Source organism: Pseudomonas benzopyrenica, assembly GCF_036884265.1.
GTDB lineage: Bacteria > Pseudomonadota > Gammaproteobacteria > Pseudomonadales > Pseudomonadaceae > Chryseomonas > Chryseomonas benzopyrenica.
The window spans coordinates 4,996,967-5,017,039 of record NZ_CP145723.1; the positions used below are offsets into that span (position 1 = coordinate 4,996,967).

The window sequence follows — 20,073 nt, forward strand, 5'->3', positions numbered from 1 at the left end:
GCTTCGACGATGGTGCTGTCTCAACCCAACCTACGGCCCATGACCGCGATGATCGAAACAGCCCCGTAGCGTGGATGACGGCGCAGCCTCATCCACGAAACCCAACCTCAGGCCCCGTCCGCCTCCTCCCGCCCTTCCACCGGCAGTTCGTGCTCGGTGGCGTAGCCGGCATCGGCCGCCTCCAGCACGCCATGGGCGATGCTGCAGAACAGCGAATTGACCCGGCGCATGTCGCTGAGCAGGCCCAGGTGCAGGGAGCTGGTCTCGAAGCTCTCCACCACCTGCTGGTGCAGCCGCTCGACGTGGGCATGGGCATAGCGCCGCTCCAGCAGGCGGAAGCGCTGCTTGAGCCGGCGCAGGCGGCGCGCCGCGTCCAGGTCGCCGGAGAGATAAACCGACAGGCACAGCTTGAGGCTGTCGACCAGCAGCCGGTGCAGCGCGGAGAGTTCATCCACCCCGGAGGCCGAGAAGGACCGCCGCGCGGCGATCTTCTTGCTGTCCACGTCGCTGGCCATGCGCTCGATCAGATCGCCGGCTTGCTCCAGGTTGATCGCCAATTCGATGGTCTCCGCCCAGCGCCGGCTGTCGCGCTCGTCCAGGTCATCGCGGGGCATGCGCGCCAGGTACAGCTTGATCGCCGTGTAGAGGGCGTCGACATCGTCATCGAGGCGGCGCACCTCGCGGGCCAGCTGCTTGTCGCCGGCGTTGATCAGCACCAGCAGGTGCTGCAGCATCTGCTCGACGACGTCGCCCATGCGCAACAGTTCGCGGGAGGCGTTGGTCAGCGCCAGGGCCGGGGTGTCCAGGGCGGCGGTGTCCAGGTGGCGCGGCCGCAGGATGGTCTCGGCGCTGTCCTTGGCCGGCAGCATGGCGGTGCAGAAGCGCGCCAGGGGCCCGGTCAGCGGCAGGAACAGCAGGCAGCGCACCAGGTTGTAGGCGACGTGGAAACCGATCACCACCTCGGCGTCGTTGAAGTCGTAGCCCTGCAGCCAGTCGGCCAGCAGGCCGATCCAGGGCAGCACCAGGATGCAGCCGGCCAGCTTGAACAGCAGGCTGCCCACCGCCACCCGCCGCGCCTCGACGCCCTGCTTGGCGGCGCCCATCAGCGCCAGTACGCCGCTGCCCAGGTTGGCGCCCACCACCAGGCACAGCGCCACCTTGAGCGAGATGACCCCGGAGCCAGCCAGGGTAGCGGTGAGCAGCACCGCTGCCAGGCTGGAGTAGGACACCATGGCGAAGACCGCGCCGGTCAGGGCATCCAGTAGTTGATCACCGGTCAGCGAAGAGAACAGCACCTTGACCCCAGCGGCGTGGGTCATGGGCGAGGCCGCCTCGACGATCAGCTGCAGCGCCAGGATGATCAGGCCCAGGCCGATGGCGACCCGGCCGAGCTGGCCGGCGCGGGTCTGCTTGCGGCCGAGAAAGAACACCACGCCGAGAAAGATCAGCAGCGGCGACAGCCAGGACAGGTCGAAGGTCAGCACCCGCGCCATCAGCGCGGTGCCCACGTCGGCGCCGAGCATGATGGCCAGCGCCGGGGTCAGCGGCACCAGGCCCTGGGCGACAAAGGAAGTCACCAGCAGCGCGGTGGCGTTGCTGCTCTGCACCAGGGCGGTAACGGCGATGCCGGAAAGAAAGGCCAGCGGCATGCGCTGCATGCTGCGGCTGAGCACCCGGCGCAGACTGGCGCCGTATACCCGCAGGATACCGGTGCGCACGATATGGGTGCCCCACACCAGCAGGGCAACGGCGGATAGCAGATTGAGCAGTGTCAGCATCGTGGCGCCCTCCCGGCGCGTGTCCAAGAGCTCCTGGCGAGCTTGTCACAAAATCGTAATGACCGTTCTGCACAGACGCACGAGCCCGAAGGCAGGGCACCTTCGGGCTCGTGGGGACTTGCTGGATTAGGCGGCGGAGAGCCGGGTGGGTTCCGCCGCGGCGATCAGATCTGCTCCTTGCGCAGCTTGACCGCGTCGCGGGCCTTGGCCTTGCCGCGCAGGCGGATGTTGATGGCTTCCACCGCCAGCGAGAAGGCCATGGCGAAGTAGACGTAGCCCTTGGGCACGTGGACTTCGAAGGCTTCGGCGATGAGCACGGTACCCACCACGATCAGGAAGGACAGCGCCAGCATCTTAAGGCTCGGGTGCTTGTCGATGAAATTGCTGATGGCCCCGGCCGCCAGCATCATCACTAGCACCGCGACGATGATCGCCGCCACCATCACCGGCACATGGCTGACCATGCCGACCGCGGTGATCACCGAGTCCAGGGAGAAGACGATATCGATGATGGCGATCTGGATGATGGTGCCGATGAAGCCGCTGCCCTTCTTCTGGGGCGCGTTCTCGTCCTGCTCTTCCTCGCCTTCCAGGCCGTGGTAGATCTCGGCGCTGCTCTTCCACAGCAGGAACAGACCGCCGAAGAAGAGGATGAGGTCACGCCCGGAGATGCCCTGGCCGAAGACAAAGAACAGATCGGCGGTAAGGCGCATCACCCAGGTGATGGACAGCAGCAGCAGGATGCGGGTGACCATGGCCAGGGCCAGGCCGAAGAAGCGGGTCCGCGCCTGCATGTGCTTGGGCATGCGGCTGACCAGGATGGAGATCATGATGATGTTGTCGATGCCCAGAACGATTTCCAGGGCCGTCAGGGTAAAGAAGGCGACCCAGATTTCCGGGTTGGTCAGCCAGTCCATTGCAAATCCTCTTTTAGCTGAGACGCGCTCGGGCGCGCGCTCTAATGGAAAAGGCGCGTCGGACGACGCGCCGTTTTCGAACAGCCGGCAAGGCTAGTCGTACATTTGGTAAAACTCTAGCGGCTGTACAGCGGAAACACACCCAGTAACAAAGCGCCGACCAGCAGGAACATGCAGGTCACGGTGGCCCATTTCAGGGTGAAGCGCTGATGGTCACCGAACTCCACCTTGGCCAGGCCCACCAGCAGGTAGGTCGAAGGCACCAGGGGGCTGAGCAGGTGCACGGGCTGACCGACGATGGAGGCCCGGGCGATCTCCACCGGACTGATGCCATAGGCCGCCGCGGCCTCGGCCAGCACCGGCAGCACGCCGAAGTAGAAGGCGTCGTTGGAGATGAAGAAGGTGAACGGCAGGCTGACCAGGGCGGTAATCACTGCCATGTACGGGCCCAGGGCGTCCGGAATCACCGCCAGCAGGCCCTTGGACATGGCGTCGACCATGCCGGTACCCGAAAGGATGCCGGTGAAGATGCCCGCGGCGAAGATCAGCGAAACCACTGCCAGGACGTTCTCGGCATGGGCGGCGATGCGCTGCTTCTGCATGTTCAGGCAACGGTAGTTGACGGTCATGGCGATGCCGAAGGCGATCATGAACAGCACTGGCATCGGCAGCACGCCGACGATCAGCGCGGCCATCAGCGCCAGGGTCAAGAGGCCGTTGAACCAGCGCAGGTGCGGGCGCCGGGCCTCGGCGCACTGGGAGACGGTGACGTCGGCGCCTTCGGTCTCGCCGATCTGCAGGATGCCCAGACGGGCGCGCTCGCTGCGACCATAGAGGTAGGCCAGGAAGAACAGCCAGGCGATGGCCAGCAGCATGGGCGCAATCATGGGCACGAAGACATCGGCCGGATCCACGTGCAGGGCACTGGCGGCGCGGGCGGTCGGACCGCCCCAGGGGGTCAGGTTCATCACCCCGCTGGAGAGCAGCATCAGGCAGGTCATGATCAGCGGATTCATGCCCAGGCGCCGGTACAGCGGGAACATGGCCGCCACGCAGATCATGTAGGTGGTCGAGCCGTCACCGTCCAGGGAGACCACCAGGGTCAGGAAGACGGTGCCCATGGCCACCTTGAGCGGATCGCCCTTGACCAGCTTGAGGATCCAGCGCACCGCCGGATCGAACAGACCGGTGTCGATCATCACGGCGAAGTAGAGGATCGCGAACAGCAGCATCACGCCGGTGGGCGCCAGCTTGCGGATGCCGTCGAGCATCATCGGGCCGAGGGCGTCGAGCTTGACGTGGCCGAGGCTGGCGAATTCGCTGGACAGCGCCCAGGCCAGCACGGCGAAGGCGATCGGCACCATGGTCAGGGCGATCAGCGGAGACAGGCGCTTGGTCATGATCAGGTACATGAAGGTCATGACCATGGCGAAGCCGAGGAAAGTCAGCATGGGAATACCTCTGAATTTTCGCGAAGAGAAGGAGGGTTCAGCCGCGGCGCAAGGGCGCGGTGAGGGCGAAAATCCAGGGGAGGCGGGCGCGCGGGGACGCCTGGAAGGACAGATACGACATGGCAAGAATCCTGGTTATTTTTGTAGGCACGTCGCCCGCTCACGGGGGCGGGTCTTGAGCGGATCCTAAGAGGTCAACCTTTCGCCAGCCTTGCGTGGTGGCGAATGGATGTTGCCGGATGTCACGAAGCGGACATGAAGGAAGGGGTTAGCCGCCCCGCTGCCAGTACAAAACGCTCAGCTGCTCGATGCAGCAATCGAGCGGGCTCTGGATCCTGGTGGACCACCTGCGCGCCGAGAGGGCCCAGGCGCCGATCTGAATGACACCTGGCGGCAAGAAAAAAGCGGACCGCGCTCGGGGCACGGTCCGCTTTTTCACTGACTGAATGCGGGCGTCAGCCGCGCAGTCGCGTGTTGAGCACGGCGATGTGCTCCGGGCCGATGCCGCAGCAGCCGCCGATCAGGCTCGCGCCACGCGCCTGCCAGTCCTGGGCGAAGCTCAGGTAGCCGGGCGGATCCAGGTCCGGACGCAAGGGGTCGAGGCCGTCGTTGGCGGTGGCCTCTTCCGGCTGGGGCGGGAAGGCGTTGGCATAGGCGCCAAAGGGAATCTCGACACCCGCCGCGGCAAAGGTCGCCCGCGCGGTATCCAGCGCCGCGGCCATCACCTCGGGCTGGCTGCAATTGAACAGCAGTGCCCCAGCGCCCAGTGCCACGGCCAGTTGCGCGGCCTCGGCCACCGGCTCGCCGGATCTCAGCCGTGGGATCTCGTCGACGTCTTCGTCCTTCAGGGTAAAGGACAGCCACAGCGGCTTGCCGTCGTCGGGCAGGCCGGCGGCGATGGCGCGCACCTCGGCCAGGGAGCTCTGGGTTTCCGCCAGCCAGAGATCGACATGGGGCGCCAGGCCGCGGATCAGCGGCTGCAGCAGCTCGTCCACCCGCGCCGGCTCGAACAGATCGGGGCGATAGGAACCGAACAGCGGCGGCAGGGAGCCCGCCACCCGCACCGGCTGACCGCTGGCTGCCACGGCCTGCCTCGCCAGTTGGCCGGCGCGCGCGGCCAGGCTCTCGCCTTCGGTGGCGAAGCGCTCCTCGCCAATATGGAAGGGCACCACCGCATAGCTGTTGCTGGTGATCACCTGGGCACCCGCCTCGATATAGGCCCGATGCACCGCCTCCACCTGCTCCGGCGCCTCGCTCAGGGCCAGGGCCGACCACTCCGGCTGGCGAAAGGGCGCGCCACGGCGCTGTAGCTCGCGGCCCATGCCACCGTCGAGCAGAACAAGATTCATGTTGGCCATATAGCTATTTCACTTTTCCTTATAACCAAAACAGAGTTCAATATCGGTTCTCATATCTCTCTAATACCAGGCCCTCTTTCCCTTTGCAAAGGACGCCCCCATGAGAACCGCTCTGCTATCGGCCCTCGGCCTGACCCTGGCGCTGGCCGCCACCTCGGCCTCGGCCGGCGCCACTCTGGACCGCATCAAGGCCAAGGGCGAGCTGGTCAATGTGCTCATGGAGAGCTATCCGCCCTTCTCCCAGCTCAATGCCCAGAATCAGCTGGAAGGCTTCGACGTCGACGTGGCCAAGGCCGTGGCCGACAAGCTCGGCGTCAGGCTGCGCCTGGAAACCCCTTCCTGGGACGTGATCGCCGCCGGTCGCTGGAGCGGCCGCTACGACGTCTGCATCTGCTCCATGACGCCCAGCCAGGCTCGCGCCCAGGTGTTCGATTTCCCGGTCAACTACTACGCCTCGCCAGCGGTGATCGTGGTCAACGCCGGTGACGACCGCATCCACGGCGCCAAGGATCTCTCCGGCAAGAAGGTCGGCGTCACCAGCGCCTCCTCCTACGAAGGCTACCTGAACAAGGACCTGACCATCGAAGGCCAGGAGGACAAGCCGCTGAGCTATCCCTTCGACCAGGTGCAGGTGGTGCCCTTCCCCGACGACAACGTCGCCTTCCAGGACCTGGGCCTGGGCGCCGGCAAGCGTCTGGACGCGGTGCTGACCAACCTGGTGACCGCCCAGCCGCGCCTGGCCCAGGACGCCAAATTCAAGCTGGCGGGCGCGCCGCTCTATGCCGAGCCCAACGCCGTGGCCATCGAGAAGGGTGATGCGGAATTCGCCGCCAAGCTGCGCGAGATCATCGAGGGGCTGCGCCAGGATGGCACCCTCAAGCGGATCTCCGACAAGTGGATCGGTGCCGACATCAGCCAATGAGTCAGCTACCACCCCCGGTCAAATCGCGTCCCCTGTTGAGCTTTCGTACCCGCGTCTGGCTGACCTGGCTGGCGCTGCTGGCCGGGGGTGTGTGCTTCGTGCTCGGCTTCGACCTCAAGTTCGCCAGCGTCTGGCCGCGCCTGCCCAACCTGGTGGGCTGGCGCCTGGGGCCCAACGGCTTCCTGCAGGGCGCGGCCCTGACGCTGTTCCTCAGCCTCAGCTCCATCCTGGTGTCGGTGCTGCTGGGCTTCGCCGCGGCCCTGGGGCGGCTGTCGTCCAGCGCCCTGGCCTATGGCGTGGCGACCTTCTACGCCTCCTTCTTTCGTGGCACCCCGCTGCTGATCCAGATCCTGCTGATCTACCTGGGCCTGCCGCAGATCGGCGTGGTGCCCGGCGCCATCAGCGCCGGCATCCTCGCCCTGTCGCTGAACTACGGCGCCTACCTCAGCGAGATCTTTCGCGCCGGCCTGCTTGGCGTCCCCGCCGGTCAGCGCGAGGCGGCCCTGGCCCTGGGCCTGTCGCCGCGGGTGATCTTCTGGCGCGTCACCCTGCCCCAGGCCATGCGCAGCATCATCCCGCCCACCACCAGCCAGTTCATCTCCATGCTCAAGGACTCCTCCCTGGTTTCGGTGATGGGTGTCTGGGAGGTGATGTTCCTCGCCCAGTCCTATGGCCGCTCCAGCTATCGCTATCTGGAAATGCTGACCACCGCGGCGGTGCTCTACTGGCTGATGTCCCTGGCCATGGAATTCATGCAGTCGCGCTTGGAGCGGCACTATGGGAAGGCGTATCGGGGGCGTTAGGGCCTGTGGCTAGGCTGCGAAGCACTGACGTCCGATCGACGCCTCACCACCGGAGTAGCCAGGATGAAAGTGGATTGGCATGGTGCCGAGCTGACTCGTGCCGCCGTTATTGATCGGCACTACAGGCACACGCAGAACGTTCGCCGCTTCATGCTCGCGGCCTGTGGCGAGGCCTTCCGCTTCGATCGCGACCTCATGGCGTGGATCCGCAGGGGAGTACCCAAGACCCTGGGCGATGTGGTGGATGAATGGCACCGTCGGCAACGCGGTCGATAGCGTCTTGCTGTCTCTAGTCACTCGCTGATCCTCGCTGTTTATAAGCGGAAGCGGAGGCCACATGACTGAAACGGAAACCACTACTCAAAAGCTGTCCCGTTTTGAAACGGCGCGTTTTTGTCTTGAATCGCTGATGGCCAACTGTTCGCGGTTGATCCAGGCAGAAGAGGCGAAATCAGAGCCGGATCAGGCCTGTATCGATCAATTGAAGGCCAGGCGTCGCGAATACCGCAGACTTCGTAACGATCTGGATTTCGACGATCGAAGACAGGTCGAGGACGCCATAGCCACCTATGGCCCTCAGGCAAAAGCCGCTATGCAACAGACAGCGAGACAGGATCCTGGTGCGAGCTGATTGACTGGGCGCCAACCGGGATGAATGCCGATCGTGCTGGATGACGTCAGCGTAGGAAAAGCTGCTCCTCAAAGGATCGCACCCGGTACAGGCGGAGTGATCCTTTGAAATCGCAATTATGGCAGCAGGATCCAGCCACTACTTGAGATCGGTCGTCAGCTCCGGCGTACCGAAGCTGACGAGCCTGGCATTGGAACGTTCGAAATAGCCCTGCCAGAAACGTTCGAGACTCTGCAGTACCTTGCCAGAACGATAGGCACCCTTGGCATCGTCACCGATCAAGCCCGCACCCATGACATACACCCGGGCGCCGTCCAGTTGGGCGAACAGCTCCTTCTTCTCTACCTTGGCCAGCTCAGCTGCAGGGTCGATTCCACGAATGCGGTTGGCTTGATAGAAGCTGCCGAAGTCGCTGTTCTCCAGCATGTCTGATACCAGCAGAATGATCTGATCCTCGCTAGGCTCCTGGCCTAGGTCTTCGCCAATCTTCTTGAGGCTGGCGAAGATTTCACTGCGCGATATCTCCTCGTTAGGCTTGCCGAAACTCTCGACGAATTGCTTGCCGAACGTCTTCTGGAAAAAAGCGGCCTGCTGTTGCAGACAGGTATCGAGCTTCTTGAGGCTGGCGTTGCCGATATGGTTACGCACCTTCCCAACCAACGGTTTTTCCAGGATGCCGGCAAACTGCAACTTCATGTAGTTGTTCTGCAACAAAGCCGAAAATTGATAGAGCTTGATGCTGTCGCCTGGCTGTAGGTATCTCAGGGTGTGCTCCCAGGCACTGCTTTTGAGCGCCTGGGGCATATTGACCGTTTCATCGATGACCACCGTCAACGCTCGCCCCGAGGGGGCTGGCTGTTCGCTGGCCAATTGCGCATAGCGGTAACAGCTCGGCAAGTCGTTACGTTCAGCCGCCATTGTCGCAGGCGCCAACAATAGGCCCACAATTGCCAAGGTTGTGGTCAGGCGCATTTCAGGCACCCTCTTTCTTGGCACGCTTTATCGCCATCTGAACTTTCTGCTTGCTCAGCAGTGCGGCGCTGTCGACACCCAGTTCTTCGCCGATGGCGGTCAGTTCTTCGGGCGAATAGACCGTGAGGTCGCCCAGGTTGGCGATCAAGGCGTTCTGCTCTAGGGCAGGTGCCGGTGCCGATACAGATGCTGGTGCTGGTGCTGGTGCTGGTGCTTCAACGGTCGCGCTCGACGAACGCTCAGGAGCTGAGGTTTCAGCAACAGCAGCCACGTTGTTGAGCGCAGCCAATTCACGCTGCAACGCCTGTTTTTGCTTGGCGGTATCAAGCGCCTCACGCATCGCTTCCAGCTCGCTGGCAGCCTGATGCGCTTTTTTCTGCCGCTGACTTTCGCTGTTCTGCCGCTCTTTCTCGTTGGCATAGAGCGCAAAGCTCCGACGCAGACCACGGTCGGCACTACCGCCTAGAGAATGACGATGCTCGATCCGCTCTTGCAGACTGCTGAGCTTGGCCTCGGCATCTCGGGCGACTCGATCACGCTGACTCTGCTGATAGGCCGCGAATTCGCTGGCACTGCTGAAGCCGGAGATATAGCCCGCTGCTTCCCGTGACTGGGTGCCGGCGAACGAACGGAAAACGCCGATCAGGATGCCGATGATCTGTACGCCGATGAAAATGACCGACAGGATGAAGAAGGTGAGTTTGTAGGCGAAGATCCGATCGCCAGCCACTTCACTGGCCGCACGCTGGTCAGCCGCCTGACCATCGGCAGTGGCTTCGCTGGGCAACTGGAAAGGCGAAGCGTCTGGGATGAGCGCCGAACTGCTACCCGACGCATAGGGCGAACCGTTTACCTGCTGGGTTTCCAGCTCGTTGATGGTGGACGCTCGGATAAAATAGGCACCAATGGCCAGAGTTAGAATAAGCGCCGTAGCAATGATAGTGGTCCACCAGGTCGGGGAGACCGTGGCGTTGTGCTTTACTCGATTGATGATATGCAGGTACTTGGGCTCTTTATCATCGAGGCCGGTACGGTCCAGATCGACGTTGGCATCGGCCTGAAGATCCTTGGCGTTGTTGTTGCGCCGAGCCTGCCGATGCCATTCGCGGGCTTTGCGGATAAGGCCGTTGCGGTGAATCTCGGCACCCATGAGGTGGGTAGCAGGAACCAGAATGGTACCGATCAGCAGGGAGATGACGATGGCCGAGAATTCCGCCTGATTGGCGGAAATATTGTTGGCAATGAAAGGCGCCAGTACCAGGGCGAAGATGAACGCCTCAAGGATCACCAGAAAGATACTGCCGATCCACAGGGGCAATCCCGTAGGTTTGCGGCCGCGCTCTTCCACCTTGTTCAGATAGTTTGCGCATTTGTCGTAGAAGGTTGCGTCCTTGTTCACGCGCTCATAATAGCGATGGTATTTCGCGCATAGTTCACGCTCGGCCTTGTACCAGGCCGTCCCGCCTTCTTCACGATCCTGCATGAGATCGCGTTTGGACGCCTTGGCGATGAAGCCCACGACCGGAAAACTGACGCCCAGATTGAGAAAGAAGTACTTAACCTCATCCCACCAGCGGATGATTACCACGACCAATACCAGCAGGCTGATCAGCGGCCATATCGCGTAGCGATAAGCCGCCAGCGCTGTTGTCAACGTCTCGAAAAGTTCCATGTTTCGTCCCCGGAATCAGCCGCGCACAGGCGCGTAAGTCGCTATGTAAGGTTTGGTGCCATTGTCGTAAAACAGGTCGCCGTCGATACTCTTGTCGCCGGTCTTTTTAATTAATACATCAATACAACTTACCGGTGCCTGCTCGGGCTTTTCCAAGAAGACCCGGTAGAGAATGGCGTCTTCGCCTTCATAGGTATTGGCGACGGCCGTATAGGCATCGCTGGGTCCGCCTTTGTTTTTTTCATAGTTCTGGGTAATGAAGACTTTCGGATCCTTCACCAGCGCAGCGTTGTCACGCAGCACGGCAACCGGCGACAGGGTCACAAGATGGCCATTGACCAGACCGGCCCAGGCGCGCCCGTTCATGCCGGGCAGGTATTCGCGCGTGACATGGTCAGATAGCGCAGCGCCGGTCGCGAAGCTTTTGACCTCGCCGCTGACGCGCGGGGCGTCCTGCTGACAGCTGCTCATGGGTACCTGGGCATAGGCACTGGAAATCAGCGCGAATCCGCCACTTTTCGGACGCAGGGCCTGACCGAGCTTCCAGGCACCGCTATCAACCGGCTGACCGCCGAAATCGATTTTCGCCAAGCTCGGCTTCGTCTGCCGAGGCGCCTCGGCATCTGTCGTCTTGGCCGCTTTCGACGGCGCAGTGGCAACAACCGGTTTTTTACCCTCGGGCTTGGCCACGGACTCCGTGGCGGTGCCATGGGCCAGATACTTGGCGTTGTTCTTTTCCGCGTTGATGCGCTTGACCAGCATGGCCTTGTCATTCAACTCGACGATCTCGACGCGGCGGTTCTTGCCGCGTTCGAGCGGATTGCTGTTGTCGGCGATGGGGCGCGAGGCGCCGGCACCCTGGAAGTACATGCGGTCTCGCGAAATGCCCTGCTCGACCAGAATGCTCGCCACTGCCCGCGCGCGCTGCTCCGACAGTGCCTGGTTAATGGCCGGCGTACCGGTGGCATCGGTGTGGCCGACGATGAGGATCGGCGTGGCTTCCTTGCCCACATAGGCACTGGCCAACTTGCCGATCTTGCGGCGACCTTCGTCGTTGAGCTGAGCACTCCCTATCGGGAACATACCTTCGTCGGCGATCTGGGCCACCAGGCCCGCCTCTTGCGGCGCGGCCGAAGGTGTAGCGGCGGCGGTCTGCAGCGTTTCCACCTGTAGCGGGATCTTTTCCTGTTCGGCGATCTGCTTGAGTCGCTCAAGACGATTCTTGTAGGCCAGAGCCGCGCCACAACCCACCGAGGCACCGACCACGGCCCCGGCGATCAGCGTCGCACCATCGCCCTTGGCCAGCGCAGCCGCGGCTACGCCCGTAGCGGCACCAAGGAAACCGCCGGCCAGGCAGTTGACGGTGCGACTCTGGCCGCTGGAAAAATTATCGACGGTGGCGCAGCCGGTAACGCCCAAGGAAATGGCTACGGTCAGCACAGCAAGGCGTACTGGCCGGGAAGGAAGCAAAGAAGCCTGACTCACGTAAGTGACTCCTGGTTACTGGAGATAACGGATAACCAGGATGAAACGACCTATGATGTTTCATCCATGAAAACGGCGGGTGCTCTATCTAGCAGGATAGAAGCCTGGATTATATCCCGATATTACGGGTGGAAAGTGAAGAAGTGGGTTCGATGCAATGACAGACAACTTGAGTCGGGCCTAACAATCTCAAGGCAATATCATAACTAACGTTATTGCCTGCATAACTACTCCATCCAGGCCCGCCGCAGCCTGGCCAGCGCCTCGACGATCCGCGCCTCCGGTACCGCTGCAAAACCCAGCACCAACCCGGCGCGGGCGTCGGGCGGGGTCGGGCCCTCGGGCAGCCAGTAGCGCGACAGCGCATTGAGCTCCACCCCGACCGCGGCTGCCCGGGTCACCAGTTCGGCTTCGCGGGCCAGGTGGGTGACCGGCAGGCACAGATGCAGGCCGGCCACCGGGAGGCCCGGCGGGGCGCAGCCGGCGACCGCGGGCCAGCCGGCCAGCAGGGCATCGCGGCGACTGCGCGCGGCCCGTCGCATGCGCCGGATGTGGCGCTGGAAATGGCCCTGCTCGATGAAGTCGGCCATGACCGTCTGGGTGGCGCTGTCGAGATGGCGGATGCCGGCCCGTTGCAGCTCCAGCAGCGCCGGCAGCAGCGCGGGCGGGGCCACCAGATAGCCCAGGCGCAGGCCGGGAAAGGCGATCTTGGAAAAGGTGCCGACATAGAGCACCCGACTGTGGCGATCCAAGGCGGCCAGGGGCGCCAGCGGCGCGCCCTGGTAACGGTACTCGCCGTCGTAGTCGTCCTCGATGATCCAGCCGTCCCGCTGGCGCGCCCAGTCCAGCAGCGCCAGGCGGCGCGGCAGGGACAGTACCGCGCCGGTGGGATACTGGTGCGACGGGGTGACATAGACTAGCCGGCAGTCCGGCAGCCCTGCCAACTGCTCCACCATCAGCCCGGCCCCATCCACCGCAACGCCCTGCAACCGCGCCCCGCCACTCTGCAAGGCCAGGCCCGCGGCGCGATAGCCAGGGTCCTCCATGGCCGCCAGGGCTCCGGGCGCCAGCAGCAGCCGGGCGCAGAGTTCGATGGCCTGCTGGGCACCGCTGGTGATGAGGATCTGCTCGGGTGCGCAGACCAGGCCCCGCGCCTGGCGCAGGTAAGCGCTCAGCAGGCGGCGCAGCCGCGGTTCGCCGCCAGGTTCGCGATAGCCCAGCAGCGCCGGCTCCGGCTGGCGCCAGAAGCGCTGCTGCAACCGCGCCCAGGTGGCGAAGGGAAACAGGTCCACCGCCGGCAAGCCGACCCGAAAGGCGCACGGCGCGCCGGGCGGCACGCTGGCCAGGGGCACGGGTGTCGCACTGGCCGTGGCTTCGGGAGCAGCCAGCACCCGGGTCACGGGCGCGACATAGGTGCCGTCACCCGGACGGCTGTCGAGAAAACCCTCGGCCAGGAGCTGCTCGTAGGCGGCGGTCACGGTATTGCGCGACACGCCCAGCAGCCGCGCCAGTTCGCGACTGGCGGGTAGCCGCACTCCAGCGGCCAGTTCGCCGGCCAGGATGCGCTCGCGCAGGCCCTGGTAGAGCTGGCGCGCCAGGCCCTGACCCGATTCCAGCAACAGCCCCGACGGCTCGAATCCCAGCATGGATTGGCACCTTGAAAGTCATGGAAATTGGCTCTTACAGGGAGCCAAAGCCGACCTTAGCATGGCCGGACGTCACTGGAGTTCCTGCCCATGTATCCCAATCCCGCCTTCCGCCTCGACGACCTGCCCAGGCTGCACCAGCACCTGCGCGATCACGCCCTGGCGCTGCTCATCAGCCAGACCGACACCGGTCCGCTGGTGAGCCATCTGCCGCTCTGGCTGGAGCCCGACGAGGGCCCCTATGGCACCCTCTACGGCCACCTGGCGCGCAGCAATCCCCAGGCCCAGGCGCTGGTCGAGGCAGGCCAGGCGCTGGCGGTGTTCCAGGGCCCCCAGGCCTATGTCAGCCCGGCCTTCTATCCCGCCAAGGCCGAACATGGCCGGGTGGTGCCGACCTGGAACTACCAGGCCGTGCACGCCCGCGGCAGCGTCGAGGTATTCGATGACCCCGAGCGGCTGCTACAGCTGCTGGAACGCCTCACCGACCAGCACGAAGCCGGGCGTGCCCGCCCCTGGCAGGTCGCGGATGCGCCCGCGGATTATGTCCAGGGCATGCTGCGCGCCATCCGCGGCCTGCGCCTGCCGCTGAACAGCCTCCAGGGCATCGCCAAGCTCAGCCAGAATCGCACCGCCGCCGACTGCGAAGGCGTCCGCCAGGGACTGGCCGCCAGCCCGGTACCCGGCGACCAGGCCCTGGCCGCCCTGATCCCCTCTCCCGCCTGACCTTGGAGCCACCCATGACCATCCGCCCCCTGAGCGAAGCCGATCACGCCGTCTGGCACACGTTGTGGCAGGCCTACCTGGCCTTCTACGAGACCCGGCTGCCGGAAACCACCTATGCCCGCACCTGGCAACGGCTGCTCGATCCCGCCCAGCCCCTGCACGGCGCCCTGGCCTGGGACGGCGAGCGCCCCCTGGGCCTGGTGCATTTCATCTATCACCCGTCCTGCTGGACCGAGGGCGACTACTGCTACCTGCAGGATCTCTATGTCGCTGAAGGCCATCGTGGTGGCGGCCTGGGCCGCGCCCTGATCGAGCACGTCTATGCCCGCGCCAGAGCCGACGGCTGCGACCGGGTGCACTGGCTGACCCAGGAGACCAATCAGGCGGGACGCCAGCTCTACGATCGCATCGCCACCCGCTCCGGTTTCATCCAGTACCGCCACCTGCTAGGAGACAGACCATGACCCCGCTCGACTGGACCCCGGCCCAGCTGCCCCAGCCCCGCTTGCTGCAGGGTCGCCATGTACGCCTGGAACCCCTGAACCCCCAGCGTCACGGCGACGATCTCTGGGAGGCCCTGCACGACCAGGACCCGGCCCTGTGGGACTTTCTGCCCTATGGCCCCTTCACCGAGCAGGCGGCCTTCGACGGCTGGCTAGCGGGCCTGGCCGAAGGTCGCGATCCACTGTTCTACGCCGTGGTGGATCCCCGCGACGGCCGTGCCCTGGGGCAGCTCAGCCTGATGAGCATCGTCCCTGAACACGGCAGCATCGAGATCGGCCATGTGGCCTTTGGCGGGCGCTTGCAGCGCACGCCCCTGGCCACCGAGGCCTTCTATCTGCTGATGCAGGAAGCCTTCGCCCTCGGCTATCGCCGTCTGGAGTGGAAATGCGACAACGCCAATGTCCGTTCCAAGCGCGCCGCCGAGCGACTGGGGATGCGCCCTGAAGGTCTGTTCCGCCAGCACCGGGTGGTCAAGGGTCGCAACCGCGACACCGCCTGGTTCAGCCTGCTGGATCACGAATGGCCCGCGGTGGACGCAGGCTTCAGACGTTGGCTGGCGGCGGAGAACTTCGATGCGACAGGACGCCAGCTGAGCGCCCTGGCAGTCACCTTCAGCAAATGAGAAGCAATACCAAGGATGCAGGCAAAGCGCTATCCTAGAGAGGTTGCTACCACCAGACTTCCTTCGCCGTGACCGCCATCCACGTCCTACTCGTCGACGACCACCGCAAGCTGCGCGAACCCCTGGCGATCTACCTGCGGCGCCAGGGGTTCGAAGCCACCACCGCGGCCGATGCCACGCGAATGAAGGCGCTGCTCACGCAGCAGCGCTTCGATGTCATCGTCCTCGACGTGATGCTGCCGGATGGCGACGGCTTCAGTCTCTGCCGTGAGCTGCGCCAGCGTGACACGACGCCGGTGATCCTGCTCACCGCCCGGGGCGAACTGGACGATCGGGTGCTGGGCCTGGAACAGGGCGCTGACGACTACCTGACCAAGCCGTTCGAACCGCGTGAATTGGTGGCGCGGATTCGCACCCTGCATCGTCGCTCCCAGACGACCGCGCCGCCGCCTCCGCGCGAGCCGGTACTGGCGGCAACCTATCGTTTCGCCGGCTGGCACTACGCCGCCGTCAGTCAGCGCCTGCAGTATCCCGACGGCAGCACCCGCCGCCTGGGCCAGGCGGAGGCCCGCCTGCTGCTGGCGTTCCTGTGCCAGCCCCAAACCGTGCTGCATCGCGATCTCTTGCTGGACCGGGTGCGACCGCCCGATCGCGAGCTGGAAGACCGCAGCCTGGATCGCCAGGTCAGTCGGCTGCGCCTGCGCCTGGCCGATCCGACCGGCGAGTCGCCGCTGCGCACCGTCTGGGGCCGCGGCTATCTGCTGGACTGCCCGGTAGAGGCACTGGACGGGCCATGATCGCTCCCTGGCGGCGCTGGCTGCAGGGCATCACGCCGCGCCTCTGTCTGCTGTTCTGCGCCGCCTTGCTGCTGGCGCACGCGGCCGCGGCGCTGGTCCTGCACCAGACCGGCGCGCTGGTCCATCCGCTGTCCTATGGTCAGGCCTTGGAACGCCTGGCGGTGGCCCGTACCGCGGTCGAACGCCTGCCGGCGGTACAGGCGCAGGCCCTGCTGCGAGTGCTGGCCGAGGCACCGGCGCAGGTCTGGGTGGCCGCGACGCCTGAGGTGACGCCCTTCGCCATGCTCGCCGAGGAACGTCGCCTGACCCGGGATCTGGCGCGACGCCTGGGGCAGACCGAAGACGGCCTGGTGATGCAGTTGGAAGGCCTGGCGGGCGACGCCGCCCGCGCCTCACCGCTGACCCCGGCCGGCTGGGCCCCCCTGCGCTTGCGCAGCAGCGTGCGCCTGCCGGACGGTCGCTGGCTCAATGCCGTGCAGTATCCGGCGCGCAGCGACGGCTGGCTGACCGCCCTGGGCTGGTCGCTGCTGCTGGGCGCCCTGCCGGTGCTGCTGCTGGCCTGGCTGTTGATCGGCCAGCTGGTACGGCCGCTGCAACGGCTCACCCGCGCCGCCGAGGGACTCAGCCGGGGCGAGCGCAGTCGACTGGAGGTCCGCCAGGGCCCGCGCGAGGCCAGGGAACTGGCCGCGGCCTTCGAGCTGATGCAGGAGCGGCTGCTGCGCCACCTGGACGATCGGGTGCGCATGCTGGCTGCCATCAGCCACGACTTCAATACCCCGCTGGCCGCACTGCGGGTGCAGCTGGCCCTGCTGGAGTCCTCGACCGAACGCGACGACATGGAGGAAAGCCTGGCCGAACTGGACGCCATGGTGCAGGAAACCCTCGACTTCATCCGTGGCGAACGCCAGACCGAAGCCCATCAGGAAGTCGACCTGAACGCCCTGCTGCAGGACCTGCACGGGCGTTACCGGGCGCTGGGTCAGCCGGTGACCTGGTCGGGCGCCGCCGCGGCAACGCTCCGTGGTCGTCCGCTGGCGCTCAAGCGCGCCCTGGGCAATCTGCTCGACAACGCCCTGCAGCACGGTGGCAGCGCCGCCCTGGAGCTGTCGCAGCCCACGCCACAGCTGCTCCGGCTGGACATCCTCGACGACGGTCCCGGCTTGTCGGAGGATCAGCTGGAGCAGGTCTTCGAGCCCTTCTACCGGCCCCCGGGGCAGGACTCCGCCCGCGGCCTGGGTCTGGGCCTGGCCATCGCCCGCGCCTGCATCCTCGCCCATGGCGGGGAGCTGCAGCTGCACAATCGCCCGCAAGGCGGCCTCTGCGCGCGGATCCTGCTGCCATCGGCCACCTAGTTCGGGTCGCGCACAACGAAGTCCAACGGCCCTTTGGTTAGGGCAGGCAATGCCGGACTTTGAAGTTTGGATACTCTCAGCTGATCGCGGCCATGGCGGTCCGCCGATGCGGCCGCTCCTACGGTAGCTTCCGTGCCTGTAGGAGCGGCCCATGGCCGCGATAGTCCAAACAAAAGGCCTTGTCGTGCCAGAACAATGACTTCCAAGGTAGCAATACCTTGATCGTTCAGGATCTGGCTGATGCTGGAGATGAACGCCTGCTCGAATAGCCCCCTCTCCCTCCGGGAGAGGGTTGGGGTGAGGGCGCACCGCACGGCGGATTTCCCGGTGGAAAAGGCTCCGCCGTTTCCCACGCTACGGTTCCGGCACCAACGCGCGTCCACCACAGTGGAGGTTCCACGTGGAGCATCTGGCTCCCCTAGAAACTCAAGGTCGCACTCACCCAGAGATGCCGGCCGTAGTTCACCGTGCCATAGGTCTCGTCGTCCAGGCGGCGGTCGTTCAGGTTGCGGATGGCGGCATTGAAGCTCAGGTTGCGCGTCGCCACGAAGCCACCGCCCACGTCCCAGGTGGTGTATGCCGGGGCGGCCTCGCCGGTCAGGGTGGCGTCGTACTCCTCACCGTAGTAGTCCAGCGCCGTCCACAGGTTGAGGCGGTCCGACAGGGTCCAGTCCAGGCGGACGTTGGCCTTGCGCTCCGGGGTCAGGGCCAGGGGCGCACCCTGGTTGGGGCCGCTGCGCTGCTCCGAGTCGAGATAGGTGAAGTTGCCGCCCAGACGCAGGGCCTCGGTGATGTCCCAGCCACCGCTGAGCTCCACACCGCGGATCACCGCCTCGTCGACATTGATGCGGTCCATGCGGATATAGCCATTCCAGCGCTCGGTGGTGGTGACCGTGGACAGCTTGTCCTGGAAGTCGTTGTAGAACAGCGTCGCCGCCGCCTCCAGATTGCGCCGGTTGGACCAGAGCGCCGCCACCTCGTAGTTGGTGCTGGTTTCCGGCTTGAGATCCGGATTGCCGAGCATGACGAAGCGGTTGCGCCGCAGATAGGCATAACCCGGCGCCACGGCGCGGATTTCCGGTGCCTTGAAGCCACGCGAGACGCCGCCCTTGAAGGTCCACTCAGGGGTCGCATGCCAGACCCCATAGAGCCGCGGACTCCAGTGATTGCCATACAGCTCGTGGTGATCCAGGCGCAGCCCGCCGGTGAGGGCGAAGCTGTCGGTGATGGCCCACTCGTCCTCGGCGAACAAGGCCTGCTGGGTCACCGCGAAGGAGTACTGACGGCGATCGTTCAGCCCCTGGTTCCAGTCCTGCACCTCCCCGCGGTTGTATTGCAGACCGGTGGTGAGCAGGTGGTCGTCCAGTGGCGTCACCAGCTTGGCGTCGAACACGGTGTTCTCGACCTGCGGCTTGCGCCCATAGACATCGGTCTGCGCCGGCGTGGCCAGGCCTTCGCGGGAGGTCTCCTCGTGCAGCAGCGACACGTCCGAGCGCAGCCCGCCGGCCCAGTGGCCAGTGTGACTCAGCGACCAGTGATCGCGGTCGTTGTCCTGTTGGCGGGTCGCCCAGTTGTCGCTCAGGCCGTCGCCGTTGCGCAGGCGTGTCTGCCCGGCTTCCAGCAGGAATTCATGATTCTCGTTCGGGGTGAAGGCCAGGCGCCCGGTCAGGTCGCGATGGCGCGCCTTGCTGAAGCCCTGGGTCCGCTCGATGTCGTCGTCGGCCTGGCGATCCAGGTAGCGGCCCCACAGCTGCAGGCCGAGCAATTCGCTGTGCAGCGGCCCGCTGAGAAAGAACTGGCCCTGGCGCGAATTGCCCTGGTCGCTGTGCTGCTGGGCGATGTAGTCGGTGGTCAGGGCGCCATGCCAGGTGGCGGTGTTCTTCTTGGTGATGATGTTGATCACCCCACCGATGGCATCGGAGCCGTACAGCGAGGACATGGGCCCCCGCACCACCTCGATGCGCTCGATGGCCGCGGCTGGCGGGATGAAGCTCTGCTCGTAGCCGCGATTGCCGTTGACCCGTGACTCCCGCGCGCTTTGCCGCTTGCCGTCGACCAGGATCAGGGTGTAGTCCCCCGGCATGCCGCGGATGGAGATGTCGGTCTCGTTGGCCGCGCCGTTGACCACCACCCCCTCGACGTCGCGCAGGGCATCGCCCAGATCGCGGATCGGGCGCTTGCGCAGGGTCTCGGCGTCGATCACCGTGACCGAGGCCGGGGCGTCCTCCAGCCGCTGTTCGAAGCCGGAGGCGGTGACCACCGTGGTGTCAAGATCGGTGATCTCTTCGGCCTGGATCGCCAGGCTGGCCACAGCCAGGCCGAGCGCCAGGGGCGTAGGGATGAAGCGTTGCAACCTTGCCATGCAGCGTACCCTCCAGACGGGAAAGGGCACGGATGGTAATGATTGACGTTACGCAAATTGGGACAGGTTGGGACAGCT

The 20,073-nt window shown here is 65.0% G+C and carries 18 protein-coding genes; 9 read left to right on the top strand and 9 right to left on the bottom strand.

Going from position 1 to position 20,073, the window contains the following annotated elements; all coding sequences use genetic code 11:
* Nucleotides 1-107: 107 nt before the first annotated feature.
* The 4 genes from V6W80_RS23565 to V6W80_RS23580 all read right to left on the bottom strand — a co-directional run bounded on the left by V6W80_RS23565 (nt 108) and on the right by V6W80_RS23580 (nt 5,504).
* A complete protein-coding gene (locus tag V6W80_RS23565; RefSeq protein ID WP_338545520.1) occupies nt 108-1,778 on the bottom strand; it encodes a Na/Pi cotransporter family protein in 1,671 nt (556 codons plus the stop codon).
* 164 nt (nt 1,779-1,942) lie between these two features.
* Nucleotides 1,943-2,695 (bottom strand): TerC family protein, encoded by a 753-nt coding sequence (locus V6W80_RS23570; RefSeq protein WP_338545521.1) that lies wholly within the window; start codon nt 2,693-2,695, stop codon nt 1,943-1,945.
* Between the two features lie 116 nt (nt 2,696-2,811).
* Nucleotides 2,812-4,146 carry a CitMHS family transporter gene (locus V6W80_RS23575; protein ID WP_007160081.1) on the bottom strand — a complete coding sequence of 445 codons (1,335 nt, stop codon included), beginning with the start codon at nt 4,144-4,146 and terminating at the stop codon, nt 2,812-2,814.
* A 455-nt stretch (nt 4,147-4,601) separates the two neighbouring features.
* Nucleotides 4,602-5,504 (bottom strand): homocysteine S-methyltransferase family protein, encoded by a 903-nt coding sequence (locus V6W80_RS23580; protein WP_017639193.1) that lies wholly within the window; start codon nt 5,502-5,504, stop codon nt 4,602-4,604.
* Between the two features lie 100 nt (nt 5,505-5,604).
* On the opposite strand from V6W80_RS23580, the gene V6W80_RS23585 reads away from it, so the two are divergent.
* From V6W80_RS23585 to V6W80_RS23600, 4 genes are all read left to right on the top strand, one after another.
* Nucleotides 5,605-6,426, top strand: a complete 822-nt coding sequence (locus tag V6W80_RS23585) for a transporter substrate-binding domain-containing protein (RefSeq protein WP_338545522.1) — start codon at nt 5,605-5,607, stop codon at nt 6,424-6,426.
* Nucleotides 6,423-7,229, top strand: a complete 807-nt coding sequence (locus tag V6W80_RS23590; protein ID WP_093253017.1) for an amino acid ABC transporter permease — start codon at nt 6,423-6,425, stop codon at nt 7,227-7,229. Before V6W80_RS23585 ends, V6W80_RS23590 begins: the two co-directional genes overlap by 4 nt.
* Nucleotides 7,230-7,292: 63 nt before the next feature.
* The gene (locus V6W80_RS23595) at nt 7,293-7,505 is read left to right on the top strand and encodes a DUF6434 domain-containing protein (protein ID WP_017639190.1); all 213 of its coding nucleotides are present in this window, start codon (nt 7,293-7,295) and stop codon (nt 7,503-7,505) included.
* A gap of 61 nt (nt 7,506-7,566) precedes the next feature.
* Nucleotides 7,567-7,860 (top strand): hypothetical protein, encoded by a 294-nt coding sequence (locus V6W80_RS23600; protein WP_153015330.1) that lies wholly within the window; start codon nt 7,567-7,569, stop codon nt 7,858-7,860.
* 138 nt (nt 7,861-7,998) lie between these two features.
* Here V6W80_RS23600 and V6W80_RS23605 read toward each other — a convergent pair whose 3' ends face one another.
* The 4 genes from V6W80_RS23605 to V6W80_RS23620 all read right to left on the bottom strand — a co-directional run bounded on the left by V6W80_RS23605 (nt 7,999) and on the right by V6W80_RS23620 (nt 13,635).
* Complete coding sequence (locus V6W80_RS23605; protein ID WP_026083629.1) at nt 7,999-8,832, bottom strand: hypothetical protein; 834 nt, start codon at nt 8,830-8,832, stop codon at nt 7,999-8,001.
* A gap of 1 nt (nt 8,833) precedes the next feature.
* Nucleotides 8,834-10,504 carry a hypothetical protein gene (locus V6W80_RS23610; RefSeq protein WP_064307060.1) on the bottom strand — a complete coding sequence of 557 codons (1,671 nt, stop codon included), beginning with the start codon at nt 10,502-10,504 and terminating at the stop codon, nt 8,834-8,836.
* A gap of 15 nt (nt 10,505-10,519) precedes the next feature.
* Nucleotides 10,520-11,989, bottom strand: coding sequence for an OmpA family protein (locus V6W80_RS23615; protein WP_338545523.1), 1,470 nt, complete (start codon nt 11,987-11,989; stop codon nt 10,520-10,522).
* A 227-nt stretch (nt 11,990-12,216) separates the two neighbouring features.
* On the bottom strand, nt 12,217-13,635 hold the full coding sequence (locus V6W80_RS23620; protein WP_338545524.1) for a PLP-dependent aminotransferase family protein: 1,419 nt from the start codon (nt 13,633-13,635) through the stop codon (nt 12,217-12,219).
* A 90-nt stretch (nt 13,636-13,725) separates the two neighbouring features.
* Between V6W80_RS23620 and V6W80_RS23625 the strand changes: the two genes are divergently transcribed.
* From V6W80_RS23625 to V6W80_RS23645, 5 genes are all read left to right on the top strand, one after another.
* On the top strand, nt 13,726-14,358 hold the full coding sequence (locus V6W80_RS23625; protein ID WP_338545525.1) for an FMN-binding negative transcriptional regulator: 633 nt from the start codon (nt 13,726-13,728) through the stop codon (nt 14,356-14,358).
* A gap of 14 nt (nt 14,359-14,372) precedes the next feature.
* Complete coding sequence (locus tag V6W80_RS23630) at nt 14,373-14,822, top strand: GNAT family N-acetyltransferase (RefSeq protein ID WP_338545526.1); 450 nt, start codon at nt 14,373-14,375, stop codon at nt 14,820-14,822.
* Nucleotides 14,819-15,484, top strand: a complete 666-nt coding sequence (locus tag V6W80_RS23635) for a GNAT family N-acetyltransferase (RefSeq protein WP_338545527.1) — start codon at nt 14,819-14,821, stop codon at nt 15,482-15,484. The genes V6W80_RS23630 and V6W80_RS23635 overlap by 4 nt, the downstream gene beginning before the upstream one ends.
* A gap of 68 nt (nt 15,485-15,552) precedes the next feature.
* Complete coding sequence (locus V6W80_RS23640; RefSeq protein WP_338545528.1) at nt 15,553-16,281, top strand: response regulator transcription factor; 729 nt, start codon at nt 15,553-15,555, stop codon at nt 16,279-16,281.
* The gene (locus V6W80_RS23645; protein ID WP_338545529.1) at nt 16,278-17,633 is read left to right on the top strand and encodes a sensor histidine kinase; all 1,356 of its coding nucleotides are present in this window, start codon (nt 16,278-16,280) and stop codon (nt 17,631-17,633) included. The genes V6W80_RS23640 and V6W80_RS23645 overlap by 4 nt, the downstream gene beginning before the upstream one ends.
* 418 nt (nt 17,634-18,051) lie before the next feature.
* On the opposite strand, the gene V6W80_RS23650 is transcribed toward V6W80_RS23645, so the two are convergent.
* On the bottom strand, nt 18,052-19,995 hold the full coding sequence (locus tag V6W80_RS23650) for a TonB-dependent receptor domain-containing protein (protein WP_177344799.1): 1,944 nt from the start codon (nt 19,993-19,995) through the stop codon (nt 18,052-18,054).
* Nucleotides 19,996-20,073: the final 78 nt, after the last annotated feature.

What these genes read in the sequence shown, in the direction of transcription:
- V6W80_RS23595 (WP_017639190.1), top strand. Translation starts at nt 7,293, where the DNA reads ATGAAAGTGGATTGGCATGGTGCCGAGCTGACTCGTGCCGCCGTTATT.
- V6W80_RS23630 (WP_338545526.1), top strand. Translation starts at nt 14,373, where the DNA reads ATGACCATCCGCCCCCTGAGCGAAGCCGATCACGCCGTCTGGCACACG.
- V6W80_RS23565 (WP_338545520.1), bottom strand. Translation starts at nt 1,778, where the DNA reads ATGCTGACACTGCTCAATCTGCTATCCGCCGTTGCCCTGCTGGTGTGG.
- V6W80_RS23590 (WP_093253017.1), top strand. Translation starts at nt 6,423, where the DNA reads ATGAGTCAGCTACCACCCCCGGTCAAATCGCGTCCCCTGTTGAGCTTT.
- V6W80_RS23610 (WP_064307060.1), bottom strand. Translation starts at nt 10,504, where the DNA reads ATGGAACTTTTCGAGACGTTGACAACAGCGCTGGCGGCTTATCGCTAC.
- V6W80_RS23570 (WP_338545521.1), bottom strand. Translation starts at nt 2,695, where the DNA reads ATGGACTGGCTGACCAACCCGGAAATCTGGGTCGCCTTCTTTACCCTG.
- V6W80_RS23620 (WP_338545524.1), bottom strand. Translation starts at nt 13,635, where the DNA reads ATGCTGGGATTCGAGCCGTCGGGGCTGTTGCTGGAATCGGGTCAGGGC.
- V6W80_RS23580 (WP_017639193.1), bottom strand. Translation starts at nt 5,504, where the DNA reads ATGGCCAACATGAATCTTGTTCTGCTCGACGGTGGCATGGGCCGCGAG.
- V6W80_RS23600 (WP_153015330.1), top strand. Translation starts at nt 7,567, where the DNA reads ATGACTGAAACGGAAACCACTACTCAAAAGCTGTCCCGTTTTGAAACG.
- V6W80_RS23575 (WP_007160081.1), bottom strand. Translation starts at nt 4,146, where the DNA reads ATGCTGACTTTCCTCGGCTTCGCCATGGTCATGACCTTCATGTACCTG.
- V6W80_RS23625 (WP_338545525.1), top strand. Translation starts at nt 13,726, where the DNA reads ATGTATCCCAATCCCGCCTTCCGCCTCGACGACCTGCCCAGGCTGCAC.
- V6W80_RS23645 (WP_338545529.1), top strand. Translation starts at nt 16,278, where the DNA reads ATGATCGCTCCCTGGCGGCGCTGGCTGCAGGGCATCACGCCGCGCCTC.
- V6W80_RS23585 (WP_338545522.1), top strand. Translation starts at nt 5,605, where the DNA reads ATGAGAACCGCTCTGCTATCGGCCCTCGGCCTGACCCTGGCGCTGGCC.
- V6W80_RS23605 (WP_026083629.1), bottom strand. Translation starts at nt 8,832, where the DNA reads ATGCGCCTGACCACAACCTTGGCAATTGTGGGCCTATTGTTGGCGCCT.
- V6W80_RS23650 (WP_177344799.1), bottom strand. Translation starts at nt 19,995, where the DNA reads ATGGCAAGGTTGCAACGCTTCATCCCTACGCCCCTGGCGCTCGGCCTG.
- V6W80_RS23635 (WP_338545527.1), top strand. Translation starts at nt 14,819, where the DNA reads ATGACCCCGCTCGACTGGACCCCGGCCCAGCTGCCCCAGCCCCGCTTG.